Annotated in this window: 11 protein-coding genes and 5 tRNA genes; 5 read left to right on the forward strand and 11 right to left on the reverse strand. The window is 65.3% G+C overall.

Annotated elements, in window-relative coordinates; genetic code table 11:
- Positions 1 to 498 precede the first annotated feature (498 nt).
- From AC5JJ2_RS01795 to AC5JJ2_RS01815, 5 genes are all read left to right on the forward strand, one after another.
- A complete protein-coding gene (locus AC5JJ2_RS01795) occupies positions 499 to 7,809 on the forward strand; it encodes an SdrD B-like domain-containing protein (RefSeq protein ID WP_495856254.1) in 7,311 nt (2,436 codons plus the stop codon).
- Positions 7,810 to 9,160: 1,351 nt separating this feature from the next.
- On the forward strand, positions 9,161 to 10,117 hold the full coding sequence (locus AC5JJ2_RS01800) for a hypothetical protein (protein WP_495856255.1): 957 nt from the start codon (positions 9,161 to 9,163) through the stop codon (positions 10,115 to 10,117).
- Positions 10,118 to 10,128: 11 nt separating this feature from the next.
- Complete coding sequence (locus tag AC5JJ2_RS01805; RefSeq protein WP_495856256.1) at positions 10,129 to 11,226, forward strand: hypothetical protein; 1,098 nt, start codon at positions 10,129 to 10,131, stop codon at positions 11,224 to 11,226.
- Entirely contained in the window at positions 11,223 to 12,125 is a 903-nt protein-coding gene (locus AC5JJ2_RS01810) for a DUF1559 family PulG-like putative transporter (protein WP_495856257.1), read from the forward strand. Before AC5JJ2_RS01805 ends, AC5JJ2_RS01810 begins: the two co-directional genes overlap by 4 nt.
- A gap of 369 nt (positions 12,126 to 12,494) precedes the next feature.
- A complete protein-coding gene (locus tag AC5JJ2_RS01815; protein ID WP_495856258.1) occupies positions 12,495 to 13,463 on the forward strand; it encodes a hypothetical protein in 969 nt (322 codons plus the stop codon).
- A gap of 113 nt (positions 13,464 to 13,576) precedes the next feature.
- Here AC5JJ2_RS01815 and AC5JJ2_RS01820 read toward each other — a convergent pair whose 3' ends face one another.
- From AC5JJ2_RS01820 to AC5JJ2_RS01870, 11 genes are all read right to left on the reverse strand, one after another.
- Complete coding sequence (locus AC5JJ2_RS01820) at positions 13,577 to 13,966, reverse strand: hypothetical protein (RefSeq protein WP_495856259.1); 390 nt, start codon at positions 13,964 to 13,966, stop codon at positions 13,577 to 13,579.
- Positions 13,963 to 14,280 (reverse strand): hypothetical protein, encoded by a 318-nt coding sequence (locus AC5JJ2_RS01825; RefSeq protein ID WP_495856260.1) that lies wholly within the window; start codon positions 14,278 to 14,280, stop codon positions 13,963 to 13,965. Before AC5JJ2_RS01825 ends, AC5JJ2_RS01820 begins: the two co-directional genes overlap by 4 nt.
- A 9-nt stretch (positions 14,281 to 14,289) precedes the next feature.
- Complete coding sequence (locus AC5JJ2_RS01830; protein ID WP_495856261.1) at positions 14,290 to 15,024, reverse strand: hypothetical protein; 735 nt, start codon at positions 15,022 to 15,024, stop codon at positions 14,290 to 14,292.
- 84 nt (positions 15,025 to 15,108) lie between these two features.
- Complete coding sequence (locus AC5JJ2_RS01835) at positions 15,109 to 15,756, reverse strand: hypothetical protein (RefSeq protein WP_495856262.1); 648 nt, start codon at positions 15,754 to 15,756, stop codon at positions 15,109 to 15,111.
- Between the two features lie 240 nt (positions 15,757 to 15,996).
- Complete coding sequence (locus AC5JJ2_RS01840; protein ID WP_495856263.1) at positions 15,997 to 16,305, reverse strand: hypothetical protein; 309 nt, start codon at positions 16,303 to 16,305, stop codon at positions 15,997 to 15,999.
- Between the two features lie 159 nt (positions 16,306 to 16,464).
- Positions 16,465 to 16,626 carry a hypothetical protein gene (locus tag AC5JJ2_RS01845; RefSeq protein WP_495856264.1) on the reverse strand — a complete coding sequence of 54 codons (162 nt, stop codon included), beginning with the start codon at positions 16,624 to 16,626 and terminating at the stop codon, positions 16,465 to 16,467.
- Between the two features lie 140 nt (positions 16,627 to 16,766).
- Positions 16,767 to 16,839: transfer RNA gene (locus tag AC5JJ2_RS01850), tRNA-Val, on the reverse strand.
- A 4-nt stretch (positions 16,840 to 16,843) separates the two neighbouring features.
- A tRNA-Arg gene (locus AC5JJ2_RS01855) sits at positions 16,844 to 16,917 on the reverse strand.
- Between the two features lie 5 nt (positions 16,918 to 16,922).
- Positions 16,923 to 17,011: transfer RNA gene (locus AC5JJ2_RS01860), tRNA-Ser, on the reverse strand.
- A gap of 9 nt (positions 17,012 to 17,020) precedes the next feature.
- Positions 17,021 to 17,091 (reverse strand) — tRNA-Ala (locus AC5JJ2_RS01865).
- 91 nt (positions 17,092 to 17,182) lie between these two features.
- Positions 17,183 to 17,256 (reverse strand) — tRNA-Leu (locus tag AC5JJ2_RS01870).
- Positions 17,257 to 17,289 lie beyond the last annotated feature (33 nt).

The following is a 17,289-nucleotide window of genomic DNA, read 5'->3' on the forward strand; positions in this document are numbered from 1 at the left end:
TCGGACCAATGCGTACAGTTTTAAACGAGTCGAAGTCCAGGAAAGTTCCTAATTCTTTGTAAGAAATTTCCGACTCTGGATGAAAATTCTGCGTAAGCAATTTCCTGACGCTGTGAACGATCATATTACTTACACGTCTTGCCGGTATTGCTGTACTGGAAAATTGCTACAATCGGATTAAATTATCGCCTATCTCATGGTCGGAGTGTCTTCGTAGTAGGCACAGCTGATTCGCGACCGCCCGCATGTTGAGCAAGGACGGCAAAAGTAGGGCGTGCGTATTACGCACGGTAGTGACAACCGGATTCGACGCGAGGCGACCCGACAACGGCTGGACGACGAGGCGCACGTTTGTGAGTTCGAGCCGGCCGGCCGCGACGCGGCCGGAACCTGCGGCCTCGAAAACGACCTCCCCGAGTTATCGAGCGGGCCGTTCGCCGGCATTCGTGCGAACCGCTCGTTTTCCATTCTTCCTCCCATCCACCAGGATTCCTCGCCATGACGCCCAACTGGAAATCCGCGCTCAAGAAATTCCGCACCCCTCGGAAGCCGACGCCGGCCCGCCGGCTGCACGTCGAACGGCTGGAGGACCGGTGGAACCCGGCGTTCATGCTGCGGCTCGAACAAGCCGGGTTCGCGCCGCTGACGCTCGTTGACAACGGCCCCGGCGACGGCAGCCCGGTCCTCGGGAACGTGCAATTCATCGGCTCCTACGGGACGTTCAACTTCAACGTCACGGCCGTGCAGACCAAGCCGTTGACGCCGAACACGAACGCCGGGGAGATGGACTTCAACACGTTCTCGATGTCCTCGACGGCCGGCGGCACGCTCCTCATGACGGCCGCGGACACGGACTACAACGTCCCGTCGGTCGATTCCAACCCGCTGACGCTCCAGACCCAGATCGGCGGGACGTTGAGCGCGCAGGCCGGCAGCAGCGTGACGTTCCAAAGCCACGCGAACCCGGACAACCTCTCGCCGTTCGACACGCCGACCACGACCATCCCGGCGGGCAGCGTCACCCCCGGCCCGGCCGGGCCGTTCGCGCCGGGGGCCTACAATTCCACGATCAGCACGTCGTTCAACCGGAACGCGACGCCGTACTCGATTTTCGTGCAGGCGACGCTCGTGCTCAACGGCGCGGGCAGCCTCGGGTTCAACGCGTTCACGGACGTGACCGCCCCGCCGAAGCCGAAGATCAACATCGTCAAGCTCACCAACGGCACGGACAACGATACCGCCCCCGGCCTGTTCGTCCCGGTCGGCGGCCCGGTCGCGTGGACGTACGCCGTGACCAACCCCGGCAACGAGCCGGTCAAGAACGTCGTCGTCACCGACGACAACGGCACGCCGGGGAACGCGGCCGACGACTTCGCCCCCACCTTCCTCGGCGGCGACGCGAACAACGATAACTTGCTCGACCCGACCGAGACGTGGACCTACTCGAAGACCGGCGGGATCGCCGTCGCCGGGCAGTACACGAACAACGCCGTCGTCACCGGGGCCGGGAACACGAGCAACATCCCGGTCACCGACGACAACCCGGACAACTACTTCGGCTACCTGCCGGTGCGGGTCGGCGATTTCGTCTGGGACGACCTGAACGCCGACGGCGACCAGGACGCCGGCGAACCCGGCATCGCGGGGGTGCGGTTGGACTTGACCGGGACTGACGTGAACGGCAACCCCGTCGCCAAGAACACGACCACCGACGCCGACGGCCTGTACCTGTTCGACAACCTCGCCCCCGGCACGTACACCGTCGCGGTCACGAACCCCGGCGGCGGGTACATCGCGACGATCCCGCTGGCCGGCGGCAACACCGCCAAGGACAGCAACCCGACGCCGACCGGAACGACCCCGGCGTTCCTGCCGAGCGGTGCGGAAGACCGGACGCTCGACTTCGGGTTCTACCAGTTCGCCGCCCTCGGCGACTTCGTCTGGAACGACCTGAACGCCAACGGCCAGCAGGACGGCGGCGAGCCCGGCATCCCCGGCGTGCCGGTCAACCTCACCGGCACGGACGGCCAGGGGAACTTCGTCACCGGGACCACGACGACCGACGCCGACGGGAAGTACCTGTTCCCGGACCTCGTCCCCGGCACGTACCAGGTGTCGTTCCCGACCCTCCCCGGCTTCGTCCGCACGGGGGCGAACGTCGGCAACGACGCCACCGACAGCGACGCCGACGACCTCACCCTCGGCGTCACCGGCAACTACACCCTCGTGTCCGGGCAGACGGACCTGACCGTGGACGCCGGGTACTACCAGCTCGTCAAGGTCGGCGACTTCGTGTGGGACGACACGAACGCCAACGGCATCCAAGACGGCGGCGAGCCCGGCATCAACGGCGTCACCCTCACGCTCACCGGCACGACCGGGGCGGGGGCGGCCGTCACCCTCAAGACCACGACGGCCGGGAACGGCGGCTACCTGTTCGACAACCTCGTCCCCGGCACGTACACCGTCGCGGTCGATGCGGGTAACTTCGCCGGGGCCGGCGCGCTGGTCGGCTACCTCGCCAGCCCCACGGGCGCGGGCGGCAACCCGGCCCTGGACAGCAACCCGTCGCCGACCGGCACCACGCCGGCCGCCCTGCCCGGCGGGTCGCAAGACCTCACCCTCGACTTCGGGTTCTACAAGACCGTCCGGGTCGGCAACTTCGTCTGGCACGACGTGAACGCCAACGGCCGGCAGGACGCCGGCGAGCCGGGCATCGGCGGCGTCGAGCTGAAACTGTACGACGCCAACGACAACCTTGTCGGGACGGACACCACGGACGCGGACGGCCTGTACCTGTTCGACGGCCTCAAGCCGGGCGCGTACACGGTCAAAATCCAAACCGCCCTGCCGACCGGGTACGACAAGGCGTCGCCGACCGCCGCGTTCGTGCCCGTCCCGTTCGGCACCGACGTGGATAGCAACGAGTCCCCGACGACCACCGCCTTCCTCCCCGGCGGGACCGAGGACCTCACCCGCGACTTCGGGTACTACAAGCTCGCCGCCCTCGGCGACTTCGTGTGGAGCGACAAGAACGCCAACGGCGTCCAGGACGCCGGCGAACTCGGCATCCCGAACGTCACGGTCAACCTGAAGGACGCCGGCGGCGCGGTCATCGCCACGACGACGACCGACGCGAACGGCCTGTACCTGTTCCCCGGCCTCACCCCCGGCACGTACTCCGTCCAGTTCCCGACGCTCCCCGGCCTGTTCCGCTCGCCGACCGACGTGGGGGCGAACGACGCGAAGGACAGCGACGCGCTCGTCGCCACCGGCATGACCGGGACGTACACGCTCGCGTCCGGCGAGACCAACCTGACCGTGGACGCCGGGTACTACACGATCGCCATCGAGCTGGTGAAGCTGACCAACGGCACGGACAACAACAACCCGACCGGGCCGGTCGTGCCGGTCGGCAGCACGGTCACGTTCACGTACATCGTCACGAACACCGGCAACGCCCCGCTCACGGACGTGGAGGTCGTCGATGACAACGGCACGCAGGGGAACACGGCCGACGACTTCGTCGTCGGTACGATCGCGAACCTCGCGTCCGGCGCGTCCGCGACGCTGACGGCCGCCCGGATCGCCACGGCCGGGCAGTACGTCAACTACGCGACCGTCACCGGCAAGGACAAGAACGACGGGACCAACACCGTCACGGACACCGACCTCGACCACCACTTCGGGGCGACGCCGACGATCAACATCGTCAAGCTCACGAACAGCACGGACAACGACACCGCCCCCGGCCTGCTCGTGCCGGTCGGCACGCCGATCACGTGGACGTACACCGTCACCGCCGTCGGCGCGAACGAGCCGATCGCGAACGTCGTCGTCGTGGACGACGCCGGCACGCCGGGCGTTACCTCCGACGACTTCTTCCCCACCTACGTCAGCGGCGACGCGAACGGCAACAAGCTGCTCGACCCGACGGAGACGTGGACGTACACGGCGGCCGGCGGGCTGGCCGTCGCCGGGCAGTACACGAACAACGCCGTCGTGGCCGGCAAGGGGAGCATCAGCAACATCCCGGTCACGGACGACAACCCGGACAACTACTTCGGGCTGACGCCGCGGATCGACGTGGAGAAGACGACCGACGGGTCGCCGAACGGCAACCCGGTCGATTCGGACTACGACAACGAGGACGCGGCGAACGGCCCCGGCGTGCCGGTCCTCACGCCCGGCACGGTCGTCACCTGGACGTACAAGGTGAAGAACACCGGGACCGTCCCGTTCGACAAGGCCGACATCACGCTCGTGGACGACAACGGCACGGCCGCCACGAGCGACGACCTGTCGATCGCGAACGGGAAGATCACGTTCGCGGCCTACCTCACCGGCGACGCGGACAACTTGCTCGAACCGGGCGAGGAGTGGACGTACACGGCCAGCGGGATCGTCCAGAACCTGGCGACGCCGGGCGGGGCGAGCACCGTGGACTTCTCCGGCAGCTCCGCGACCAGCGGCGCGGTCGGCAACATCCGCAACTATACCGTCGGCGGCGTCGGCGTGAACGTGTCCGCGTTCAGCCGCGACAAGGCGACCGGGGCGTGGGAAACCGCCTACCTCGGCGCGTACGCCGGCGGCCTCGGCGTGACCGACGGCATCGAGGGGACCGGCGCGAACGACACGCACACGGTCGATAACGTCGGCCGCGACAACTACGTCCTGTTCGAGTTCTCCGAGACCGTCGTCGTCGATTCCGCGTTCCTCGGGTACGTCGTCAACGACAGCGACCTGACCGTCTGGATCGGCACGCTGCCGGACGCCTTCAACAACCACACCGTCCTCAGCGACGCCGTCCTGGCCGGCCTCGGGTTCACCGAGGTCAACCTGACGACGCTGACCGGGGCGCGGCTCGCCGACCTGAACGCCGGGAACGTGGCCGGGAACGTCCTCGTCATCGCCGCGGACACGACCGACACGTCGCCGGAGGACCGGTTCAAGATCGAGAAGCTGACGGTCAAGAAGGTCCAGCCGGGGACTTACGAGAACAAGGCGACGGTCACCGCCCCGAACGCGGACCCGGACTCGGACCTCAGCCACTACAAGAACCCGACGGCGAAGATCAACATCGAGAAGTACGTCAAGGAGGTGACGGTCACCGGCGGCGAGGGGCTGACCCCCGGCTACTGGAAGCAGACGCACCACTTCCCGACGTGGGGGCCGACCGGGTACGCGCCGGCGAACAGCTTCAACACGGTGTTCGGCGTCTCCGACCCGGACAACCCGACGCTGCTGCAAGCCCTGCAGACCGGCGGCGGCGGGTTCAACGCCCTCGGCCGGCACGCGGTCGCGGCCTTGTTGAACTCGGCCCACCCGACGGTCGAGTACAAGTTCACGACCGCCCAGGTGATCGCGAAGGTGCAGTCCGCCTACGCGAACCCGAGCCTGGTCGAGTCGATCAAGAACGAGCTGGCCGCGGAGAACGAGCGCGGGGCCGACCTGTCGTCCGACACCGGGTCGGTCACCGACCCGACGCCCGGTAACCCCGGCAGCGACGCCGACGCCCCGACGGGCCTGGTGCTGCAGACCGGCGAGTACGTGCTGTTCACGTTCGTCGTCACCAACCCCGGCGCGACGCCGCTGGCGAACGTCGTCGTCACGGACGACAACCAGACGCCGAACGACCCGAGCGACGACTTCAACCCGACCCCGGTGCTGGCCGGCGGGTTCAACGTCGGCGACGCGGACAAGGACAACGTGCTCGACGTGGGCGAGGCGTGGAAGTACACCTACGGCCCGATCGTCGTGACGGAAGGCCAGCACACGAACAACGCGACCGTCACCGGCACGCCGGTCGGCGGCGGCCCGGCGGTCACGGACAACGACCCGGCCAACTGGTTCGGGATCACGGACAAGGACGGCACGATCAAGGGGAAGAAGTTCCTGGACGCGAGCGGGAACGGGCTGAACCTCGTCGCCGGGACGCACAGCCCGGCCGACACGCCGATGGCCGGCGTCACGATCTACATCGACGCCGACAACGACGGGGTGAAGGACGCCGGCGAGCACGCCACGGTCACGGCCGCGGACGGCGGCTACCAGTTCACCGGGCTGACGCCGGGGACGTACATCGTCCGCGAGGTCGTCCCGGCCGGGTACGTCCGGACCGGCCCGGCGACGGCCGACTACTACGCGATCACCATCGCGTCCGGCCAGGTGCTCGGCGGGTACGACTTCGCGAACGCGGAGAAGTGCGAGGAAGACACGATCACGAACCTGTCGTTCACCATCGTCAGCACGGACGGGACGACGCGGACGGTCACCGACCTGCGGGGCAACACGCGGGAGGGCGACCTCATCACCGCGACGTTCAAGGTGAACGTGCCGGCCGGGCAGACGCACCTGGTGTCGTTCGTCAGCTACACCGCGCCGGAGCCGTACTTCAACGCGAACACGGCCCACCTGCAGCGGATCGACGACCTCGCGCAGGGCGAGTTCGGGCCGGGCACGCACTCGCTGACGATCCGCGTGCCGAACTGCTTCTACCAGGTGGACCTGGTGTGCGGCGACGCGATCGACAAGCTCGGGCCGGCCGGCAGCAACATCTTCTACACGCCGCAGGGCCGGCTGGAGAGCGCGGACAACGGCGGCGAGCACGCCTGCGGCACGAACCCCGGCACGATCAGCGGGTACAAGTGGCTGGACAAGGACGCGGACGGCGTGTGGGACGCCGGCGAGCCGGGCCTCAAGGACTGGACGATCTACGTGGACGCCAACAACAACAACGTCAAGGACGCCGGCGAGCTGGCCACCGTGACGGACGCGAACGGGTTCTACCGGTTCAACAACGTCCCGGCCGGCAGCTACAGCGTGCGGGAGGTCCTCAAGGCCGGGTGGTTCCAGAGCAAGGCCCCCGGCACGGTGACCCTGACGGCCGGGGAGAACGAGACGAACGAGAACTTCGGCAACTACCAGAAGGCGACCGTCAGCGGGTACAAGTACGACGACAAGAACGCCGACGGCGAGTGGGACAAGGACGGCCTGGACAACTGCCTGGGCACGGCCGACGACGAGAAGGGCCTGTCCAACTGGCGGATCTTCGTGGACCTGGACGGCGACGAGGTGTGGGACACGAACGAGCCGTCGGACCTGACGGACTCGAGCGGGTACTACAGCATCTCCGGGATCACGCCGGGGGCGATCCAGATTCGCGAAGTCTGCCAGTCCGGGTGGGTCCGCACGACCGACGACGCGGACATGAACGTCACCAGCGGCCAGTCCGTGTCGAGCGTGAACGTCGGCAACTTCAAGGGCAACCTCGTCATGGACGGGGACACGGCGACGGTCAACTTCTGGAAGGGGACCGTCGGCCAGGCGCTCATCAAGAAGATGAACGGCAGCGTGAACAGCACGGCCCTCGGCAACTGGCTGGCGTCGAACTTCCCGAACGTGTACGGCTCCGGCACGGGGTCGAACAACATGGCCGGGAAGAAGAACTGGGAGGTCGCCGACTACATGAAGGCGCTGGCCGCCGACTCGACGAAGCAGCTGCAGGCGAACGTGCTGGCGACGGTGTTCGCCGTGTACGTGACGGACACGGACTGGGCGGGCGGCAGCTACGCCGCGTCCTACGGGTTCAACGTCAGCACGACCGGCGTGAAGAACGACTACTTCAACATCGGCACGAGCGGGGCGGCGTTCGGGGTGCAGGACGACAGCATCCTGACGGTGTGGCAAATCCTGCAGGCGACGAACGCGCGGGCCAGCGGCGGTGTGCTGTGGTCCGGGTACAGCTCGGCGATCAAGACGAAGGCCCTGTGGGTGTTCGTCGGCATCAACGGCGAGGGCGGCATCTGACCCGATTCGCGACGTGACAACCCTGCGGCCGACGGGACTTCCCGTCGGCCGCTTTTCGTTGGCGGTCGTCGTGGTGCGGACGGTGTGGACGATAATTGACGTAAACGCCAACGGGGTCGAGAAATGCACACGAACGGCCGCGCGGCGAATAGTTACGAAACGGTGTCGGCGAATAATATCAAGAAATCGTCAGAAATTTTGTTGACAGGCTGCCTGTCAAGAAGATACCATCTGCTTGCTCGCCCAACACGGCCTCTCCCGAGGTATCCCGTGTCCACTTTAACCGCAAGCAGCGAGCAGCTAGGAGTGGCCCCGCTCGCTGGCAGTTGTTAACGTTGGTCCCCTTTGCGTTACTCGGGTCGGCTTGCCAACCACGAACTGACCCGCCCTCACCACCAAATCCGGGGCTTGCCCCGTTGACTGTCACCCTTTTCGCTCCCCCGTCGTCCTCTTATCCGGTTGGTAGTATCGGCCACGGCGAGCGGTTCGAGTTGCCCTTCCGGTTGCACAACCCGAGTGAATCGCCCGTCGAACTCGGGCCTGTCGTGACCAGTTGCGATTGCTTGCACGTGATCCTCCCCGAGAAGCGGGTCGCGGCCAATCAGTCCGTGGCCGGAACCCTTGTTCTCGACTTTCAAAAAGACCCCACTTATACCGGCGGGTTGTTGCTCTCGGCCGAGGCTACCACAGCCGAGCCAACCCCGCGGAAGGCATTCACGATTCGGCTCTCCGCCGACGTGAAGTAACCGGCGGCCTTGTCGGTCGGCGGTCAGTTTGGTGACTCTTCAACAGGAGGGATGCTATGAGTCGGACAACTCAACGTCTGGTCGGAATGTTCTCATTCGCGGCAGCTATCGGAGTGTTCGCGGCTTACACGTCGCCACCCGCGACTGGGACTACTTATCAAAATTCTGCTTGCGGTACCTTCGGAGACTGCAATGCTCTGCAACAGCAGAATGGTACCTGCAACGTTACTAGCCAGTGCCGAGGAAACACACTTCCTCAAAATTATAGCACATGTTTTAGCGTGTCAGCATCAAGTACCTGCACCGATGATGCTAAAAAATACGGGACTAACAAAAATTGTACCGGTTACTGCGTTGGCGAGCCACGGGTAACAACTGTTTGATGACCCATGTTTTGTGCAAGTAGAATTACCAATCTCGCCCAAGCAGCGTTGAGTATCTCTCAATTTGAGTTCAACCACCCAAATTCGATAACATTGAGCCGACAAGGCCTTAAGATGATTAAAACTATAATTTTCACTATCATACTCGCACTTACCAGTGCCGACGCTTGTTGGTCGAGCGATAACGATAAATTGTTTGAACAAGTACGGATAGCCCATCGCATGGCCCGCCAGTCGATTCGTCAATTCAGTTGCGCATATGTAATGCGACAAACGATGCCCATTAAACAAGTTCTGGCGAGTGGAAAGTACGCCCGGAACGGTAATGCTGTGTCGATCAAGGATGGCAACGAAGGCATTAGCACGGTCGATTTGCTTCTACAAAATGGACAAGCCCGATCCGTCACCCGCCTTTGGGTGGATAAAAGAATTCAGTACGGTGCGTTTCTCGAATCTGAAGCCAAAATGTCCTATCCAGGTGACGTGTGGCTCGCGATGCTTATCGACCATTACGATCCCGATACTAGTCGATGTAACTACGACAAAGTTCTCGACCAAATCGAGAAGTTGGCAAAATTGAGTCGAGTATCTATTGGTGGAAGAGATTGCATTCTAATTGAGTACCAGCATAAAAATAAATACGAACGCACGATTGTCCGCAAAGTGTGGCACGACATCGGCCGCAACTATCTTATTTGTAAATTTGAATATTATGAGATAACCCATCCGAACGATCGAGTTATCGTCGAAGTCGTTGAATTTCTCGAAGTGACTGCCGGAGTCATTGTTCCAGTCAAGAATGACACAAAGGCGTATCGAGACAACGAAGTTATTCGACATAACACGCTTGAGTTGACCGATATCCAAGTAAATCAAAGGATCCCTGAGTCGATCTTTGTACTTCCATCTATTCCGCTTGGCACCGAATTGCAAGACTTAACTCGCGGGACATCCGGGCCTGTTGGGCCAGATTGGAAGGGCGTCGGGTCAACCAAACAACGAATAACGGTTACGTTACCGCCCGAACGGAGTGATGTTCTCACAGGTCAGCCGACCGCATCCGAACCATGGACGCTCAATCAGTATCTGCTTTACGGCTCACTTTTGATGTTCGTAATTTGCATGGCTGCCCTCTGGCTGCGTCGCAGACGAGCATCGGGCAACACCAGCGAAGTATAGAGAGCCTGAACGTGGACATCGCAAATGATCGCATCGACTGGCTGGGACGAATCCTCGCGATTCTTGCGGCGATTGCTGTGGGGCTGACCACGTTCTCGCTGGTGCGAGCCAATTCTATGCAACCACCCGCGCTGCACTATCCATCCACTTTGGACCTCGGACCGCACAAATTCGGAGCGACGGCAATTGCCAGAGTCGTATTGGCGAACGACGGGCGCGGCGAACTAGTAGTCGGGCCGTTCAAAACATCCTGCTCATGCGCCGGAGTCGAAGTGGAGCGGGATGGCAAGTTCCAGCGAATCGAGCAACTCCGAATTCCGCCGCATTCTCGATTCGAAGTGGTGGTTCGCATCGCCGTCGGCGCGAAACCAGGAACGAGCCAGCAAGTGGCAATTGTGTTCGCGTCGAATGATCCCAAGCAGCCTGAGGGTAGCTTTGAAGTCCACATTAGCCAAGTCCTTGGCGGCGTCTACACCATACCCTCAGACGCCATCGTTGGGGATATCGTTCAAGGATCGACGGAAGTTCGGGATGTGTTCATCTACGCCAACGGTGCGAAAGATCGACGGATCGAGGCCGTTCGCGTCTCCCATATCGACCGGTTCTCGGTGGAACTCGTGTCGCCGCAAGCCGGTGTCCACGAACCGCAAGTTCACGAGACGGCGGGGAATATGATCGCCGTCGCGAGGGTTCGTCCGAAGCCGGGATACGTCGGCCCGATAGACGGCTACTTCGAGTTGATCGCGACCGGTGAGACCCGCGCGCCAAATCGGGTTGACGTGATCGGGCAAGTTATCGGCCCCTACGTCTGCACGCCGGACGTGCTTTCATTGCCCCGGTTCGTCGGCGGCAAGGCGGAGTACACGGCCGAGTTCCACATGGCCCGCCGTGATGGGAAACCGATCACCGTGACGGCCGATGGCCTGCCGAAAGAGATCGCTACGAAGATCGAACCCGCCCCGAATGATCCCGCGCGGGTGCGGGTCGTCGTCTCGTGCGAGCCGGGCGATTCGACCCGGAACATCCGTTTGCGGTTCCAGGCCCGAGCCGGGGAGGATGAACCGGAGGGTGTTGAAGTGCCGCTCCTCGTAACAGGGAGGTCGCCATGAAGCGCCTGCCGTTTACCCGCAGGCCGGGGTTCACGCTCATCGAGTTGCTGACCGTGATCGCGGTCATGGGTATTCTGATTAGCCTGCTGCTCTCGGCCGTCCAGGGCGTACGGGCGGCGGCGGCGCGGACCGTCTGCGCTAACCATCTCCGGCAGATCGGCCTCGCCTGCCACATGTACCACGACCAGAACGACCGCCTGCCCGCGGCCTACCGCACGGCCCGCGAGGTTTCGCCGAACTGCCACCTGACTTGGCCGGTCGATCTCCTGCCGTTCCTTGAACAGGGAAACTTGCACGCCCAGACACTCGCCTCGCACCGGGCGGATTACGTCGGCTACAACAACCCGCCCCACGCCGGGCTAACCGCCGTTGTGAAAGTTTACACCTGCTCGGCCGACGGGCGGTTGCAGGCCCCGATCACCGACGACAAGGGCTTCACTGCCGCTTACGGCTCTTACGTCGGCGTGGCCGGGAGCTACCAGAAGATGATCGAAGACCGGACCCGCGAGGGGGCCATGCGAGCCGACACGGGAGTGCGGTTCGGGGAAATCCTCGACGGCACGAGCGGCACGTTGCTCATCGGCGAGAAGCCGCCCTGGGGCAAGTACCTCGACGGCAACTGGTACACGAGCTGGAGTCCCGCCATTGGCTCGGAGTCGGGCATTACATATATGTCGATGGTGAGCAACGGTCGGTCGGGCTGCAAAGGGCCGATCGAGTACGGGCCGGGGCAACTCACAAACTTCTGCGACACGGAGCACTTCTGGTCGCTGCACCCTGGCGGGGCGAACTTCGCGTTCGCCGACGGCGGCGTGCGGTTCATCCGCTACTCCGCCAAGGACGTGATGCCGGCCCTCGCCACCCGCGCCGGCGGCGAGACGGCGGCTCTGCCGGACTAAGTGGACAAATATTCATTCTACCCGTCGCGTCAACCCAAGTGGCGATTCCGCCACGGGGGGCCACCCGTGGCGGTGGCGGCGGTGGCGGTGGCGCTCGGCCCGTCACCCCGGCGGGTCGGCCGCGGATGCCAGCGACACCACGTTCTTGCCCCACCTCAGACCCCTCGCCCCGCCCGCGCCACCCGACCCGGAGAATCCCCCCGGCCGCGCCGATTCGCTTGACTTGATGCCCCGGCGAACTACGCTCCTTGCGGAGACTTTCCGTTGCGGCAGAACTTTCGGCTCGCCCACGGTCCGGCCGTTCCGCCCCCGATCGCTTGCATTCGCCGCATCTCATGAACGAGAGCGGACTTAAAGGAGTTCCCCCGGATGGCGAACCCGAATTCGTTGCCGCCCGATTCGTCCCCGTCGATTTCCGCCGCCGAGTTGCGCCGCCGCTTGCTCTCGTCCACCCCGCCGCCGCTCAACGGGACGACCGGGACGGTGGAATTCGATGACGACGCCGACCGGTCGGACAGCGGCCCGGTCTCGACCGAGCAAATGCTCCGCAAGCTGCGGATGCCGGGCGGCGTCACGACGACCCCGGCCCCGCTCGCCCCCGAGGACGAGCCGAGCGGGTTCCAGACGAAGATGGCGGCGTTCGGCCGCCGGGCGGGGGCCATGGGCATCGGCCCGGCCCCGGTCTACGCCCCCGGGTACGGCATGGACCCGAACGACACGCCGTCCGCCGAGACGCAGCGGCTGAAGGCCGAGAACAAGGAGCTGAAGCAGCTGCTCGGCGAGATGAAGCACCTGCTCCAGGAGGCCAGCGACAACGAGCAGACGTTCGGGAAGGCCAAGCAGGAGCACGCCCAGGCGCTCGCCGACCAGCAGCAGCAGATCGACGCCCTGACGGAGCAACTGCACTCGATCGAGGAGCAGATCGCCAGCGGGACGCTCGCCCACGTCGAGCCGCAAAAGACGCCGAAGACGCGGACGGAACTCGAGGAGTGGACCGAGGACCTGGAGCAAGAGGCGGCGCGGCTGGCGCAGGAGTCGAAGCGGCTGGAGAACGACCGCCGGCAACTGCAGGAGGACGAGGAGGCGATGGAGAAGCAACTGCGGGACATGGAGGTGGCGATGGCCCGCGAGCGGGCGCTGATGGCCCGGCAGGAGACGGAGCTGAAGCGGCTGAGCGCCGAGATTCAGCACGAGCTGGAGATCATGCAGCGGGGCGACGCGACGCTCCGGGAGCAGATGCAGAAGTTCCAGCGGCGGGCGCAAGAGGTGTTGCAGAAGCCCGGCCACGGCAGCCAGTCCGGGTCCGGCCCGCAGGGCTGGGGCCGCCGGTCGGGGTGAGTGTCAGAGGTCAGAGGTCAGAGGTCAGAAGTCAGAGGTCAGAGGTCAGAGGTCAGAAATGGGAAGGGCCGGTCGTGACGACCGGCCCTCTTGCGTTTCGGGCGGGGCGGCCGTTACTTGTCCTTCTTCTCCCGCTTCCCCTCGATGTCGAACTCGCGGGTCTCGCCGCCGGCGTCGATGGCCCCCTTGCCCTTGAGCTTGTCCCCCTCGACCTTGAACTTGTACTTGACGGTGAACGTCCGGTCCATGACCGCCCGGTCGGCCGAGAACGTGATCTCCCCGTCCTTCACGGCCACGTCCGTCAGCTTCACGTCCTTCTGGTCCGGCCACGACATCGTGCCGGCGTACTTGTCCCCGTCCTTCTTGAGCGTCAGCGTGGACGTTCGCTTCATGTCGCCGATCGAGTACTCGCACGCCCACGTGCCGACGAGGTCGGCCTTGTCCGCCGCCCGCCCGAGGCCGCAAAGCCCGAGCACCAGTGCCGCCGCAATGATGGTCTTCATGGTCGCCTCCCAGGGTTCGCAGGGGCCGTCCGACGCGGCCCGCCGGGGCCGATTGTAGTGACCGGCCCGGCCCGCCGCCGCAGTTCCTTCCGCGCGACGGCCGGCAGCCCGACCCCGAGGACGACCCCGAGCAGGACGGTCCACACGACCTGGAGCAGCACGTCGGCCGGCGTCAGTTCCCGCCACCGGTCCCACAGGACGTACAGGCCGAGCGCGACGAGCGCCAGCCCGACGACCGGCAGGACGACGACCCACGCGACCAGTTCCCACTTCGCCCGCTTCTCGATGTACTCGCCGCGACCGTACGACGGCATGTCTGGCCCTCACTTCAATCCGAGCACCCCGTCCACGACCCAGCACCCCCGCACGTGCGGCCCGCCGCCCCGGCAGTGCGCGAGCACCTGCTCGTCCTCGCACCCGGCGTCCTGGAGCGCGTCGGCGAGGATCGGCAGCCGGTCGAACGCCCGGTCGTCGTAGACGCCGCGGGCGATCCCGACGGCCGTGGGCGTGAGCCAGGACGGGTGGAAGGCGATGGGGCGGAACGGGTTGCCGAACACTTCCCGCACGAGCCAACCGCCCGGCCAATCCGGTTCGGCAGCCAGGTGTTGGGTGAGGTGTTTACTCGCCCCGCCCTCACACCACCCGAGGTTATTCGTCTCCGTCCCGTGCTCCGCAATGTGGGCCGCGTTGTTGAGCCGATCGACCACCGCCTGGTCCCCGATCACCTCGGCCCCCTCGGACACGACCGCGCGGAGGCCCGCCTCCGTGAACACGCCCATCTCCACCAGCCGCCGTACGCCCGGCGAGTAGTCGCCGCCGGCCATGTACTGCCGAATGAACCGAGGGTCGAAGTCGCAGCCGTAACCCGCCCCCTCGGCCCCGGCATTCGCACCCATCACCTCGTCCTCGGTCGCGGCCCCGTCCACAGCCCGCTCCGCCACCTCGACCGCGTTCCGCGAACCGTCGTGGTACAGCAACGCCCAGAGGGTCCGGAGGCCGCCGCACACGTACAAAATGCCCTTCCGCTCGCCGACCGTGCCGGCTAAGCGGGACAGCATTGACCGCCAGTCCTCACTAACTAGCCACTCTGCTTCCGTCATCATCCGCCCTCACGCCTTGCCGAGAACCAAGTCGCACACCCATCACCCGCGGACGTGGAGCTGCCCCGCGTCCCGGCAGTGGCCCAGGATCGTCTCGTCCTCGCAGCCCGCGTCCTGTAACGCGTCGGCGAGGATCGGCATCGCGCTGAACTCGCGGGCGTCGTACATCCGTCGGGCCACGCCGATGGCGGTGGGGGTTCGCCACCGGGGGTCGAAGGCGACGGGGCGGAAGGGGTTGCCAAATATGTCGCGGAGCAACGTCAGGAGGGCGAACTGCTCGACCCAACGCCACTCGACCTCAGCGTGACGACTCGCGAATGGGCCGCGTCGGGCGGTGAGAAAGTTAATGAGTTCTTGGATCGACGAGCGGTACCGGCTCACGGCGTCCCGATAGCTCGCCGAGTAGGTCACCGCTGCGACCACGACGAGTCGGAGCGGGTCGTCCCACCCCGCGACTCGCAGGCGTGCGACTGCATCTCGGAGCACGTGGTATCGGCCGGGGTCGTCCGCGTACCGCTCCGACTCGTCGATCACGGCCCCCGCGGCCGGACAAGGGAAGCGGGACAAGTTCGACCGGAAGCAGGCGCACGTGAGCAGCCGCAACTTCCGGTCGTACCCGTGCGGCTGCGACGCAAGGACGGAGAAGGCGTCGTCGAACCATCGAATCCCGTCCCACTCTTCCCCCGTCATGCCCACTACCCTCCCGTCCCCCGATCCTCCCACACGCCACGCCCGCCCGCAACGGAATCCGGTCGCTCGCGGCCTGGCTCCCTTCGGGGTGACCGGCCGGCGCGGGAACGCCGACTCGGCGGTTGTCGAGGGGTCGTTTGTTCGAAGGGTTCTGGCGTCGCGGGTAAGGAGGGGAAGGCGCGGGGGAAGTGAATGGGCAGTTCCGTGCCGCGGGTCGATCGACCCGCGGCACGGGACGGGTCACCGGGACGGCATCGAGACGGGGTAGCCGACCGTCGCGACCGACGGCTGCACCGGCTGGCCCGGTTGCAGATACGACATGCCCCCGTGGACGCCGGGCTGGCCGTGCCAGGGTTGGCCGTACATCGGCTGGCCGTACATCGGCTGGCCGTAACCGGCCCCGCAGCACGACGACGGGGCCGGGGCGACGACCGCCCCGCAGTCGTTGCCCCGGCCGCGCTTCCGGCCCCGCTTCCCGAGCGCCGAGGCGTCGTCGGCCAACGTGCCCAGGCCGAACAGGGCCAGCACACAAATCATGATCGCTCGCATCACATTCCCTCGAAGAGGTGTCCGGGCGACCGAAGCGGCCGACCGGCGGGGGACTCAGCCCCGCCCCGACGTTGCAAGGATCGCGCCTGCGGCGGTGAAATCTTCAGCGTTCGCGCGACAGGACAATCGGAGACGTTTTTCGGCACGGCCGTTCCCGCGTCACGCACGTTCCTGCTTGGGGACGGCGGGCACCACGGCCGTGCCGTCGTCCGGGCCGACGGTGCAGTCGTGAGCGGTGTCGTTGTCGGGCCGGTCGTCGTTCAGGCCGTCGGCGACGACGAGGGACCAAACGCGAACGGCCAACCCGGTGCGTGCAGTCATGGCAGCCTCCTGCGGGACATGAAGGGCGGGCGTGTCGGGGAATGCACGGACCGTGCCGCCCCGTGGACGGGGCGAACAAGGAGATGGCAGGAAGGGACACGAGCCGGACGGACTCGTGTGATGCAACCAACAGGACGTAGTGACCGCGGGTGGACTCGAACCACCGCTCTCCTCCGTGTCAGGGAGGCGTCGTCGCCGCTGGACCACGCGATCAAAGTACCCCGGCCAGGATTCGAACCCGGAACGCCACGTTCGAAGCGTGGAATGATAAATCCGTTTCACCACCAGGGCATCAGCGGAAGGGGTGGGAGTCGAACCCACACCGCCCACGCGGGCGGCACACGTTAGCAGCGTGTTCCGGCGAACCGGTGTCCGGCTCCCTTCCGTTCGTCAGTGGACCCGCCGGGGATCGAACCCGGATTGCCGACATGCCATGCCGGCGTCATCCCGTTAGACCACAGGCCCGTGTTCAACAGTGGAGGAGCGGGGAGTCGAACCCCGATTTCCCGCGTGCGAGGCGAGCGTCGTCCCGTTGGACCACAACCCCATTGTTCAGTGACCCGGGTGGGAGTCGAACCCACAAACATCAGGCTCTCGACCTGACCGCTATTCCCGTTCGCGCACCGAGTCGTTTTCGAGGGCGGCCCGGACTCGAACCGGGCG

The sequence above is a fragment of the Limnoglobus sp. genome (assembly GCF_059499385.1).

Bases quoted from the DNA above. Each gene is read 5' to 3' on its own strand.
- AC5JJ2_RS01795 (WP_495856254.1), top strand. From the start codon at position 499: ATGACGCCCAACTGGAAATCCGCGCTCAAGAAATTCCGCACCCCTCGG.
- AC5JJ2_RS01800 (WP_495856255.1), top strand. From the start codon at position 9,161: ATGGCCCGCCAGTCGATTCGTCAATTCAGTTGCGCATATGTAATGCGA.
- AC5JJ2_RS01810 (WP_495856257.1), top strand. From the start codon at position 11,223: ATGAAGCGCCTGCCGTTTACCCGCAGGCCGGGGTTCACGCTCATCGAG.
- AC5JJ2_RS01815 (WP_495856258.1), top strand. From the start codon at position 12,495: ATGGCGAACCCGAATTCGTTGCCGCCCGATTCGTCCCCGTCGATTTCC.
- AC5JJ2_RS01820 (WP_495856259.1), bottom strand. From the start codon at position 13,966: ATGAAGACCATCATTGCGGCGGCACTGGTGCTCGGGCTTTGCGGCCTC.
- AC5JJ2_RS01825 (WP_495856260.1), bottom strand. From the start codon at position 14,280: ATGCCGTCGTACGGTCGCGGCGAGTACATCGAGAAGCGGGCGAAGTGG.
- AC5JJ2_RS01830 (WP_495856261.1), bottom strand. From the start codon at position 15,024: ATGCTGTCCCGCTTAGCCGGCACGGTCGGCGAGCGGAAGGGCATTTTG.
- AC5JJ2_RS01835 (WP_495856262.1), bottom strand. From the start codon at position 15,756: ATGACGGGGGAAGAGTGGGACGGGATTCGATGGTTCGACGACGCCTTC.
- AC5JJ2_RS01840 (WP_495856263.1), bottom strand. From the start codon at position 16,305: ATGCGAGCGATCATGATTTGTGTGCTGGCCCTGTTCGGCCTGGGCACG.
- AC5JJ2_RS01845 (WP_495856264.1), bottom strand. From the start codon at position 16,626: ATGACTGCACGCACCGGGTTGGCCGTTCGCGTTTGGTCCCTCGTCGTC.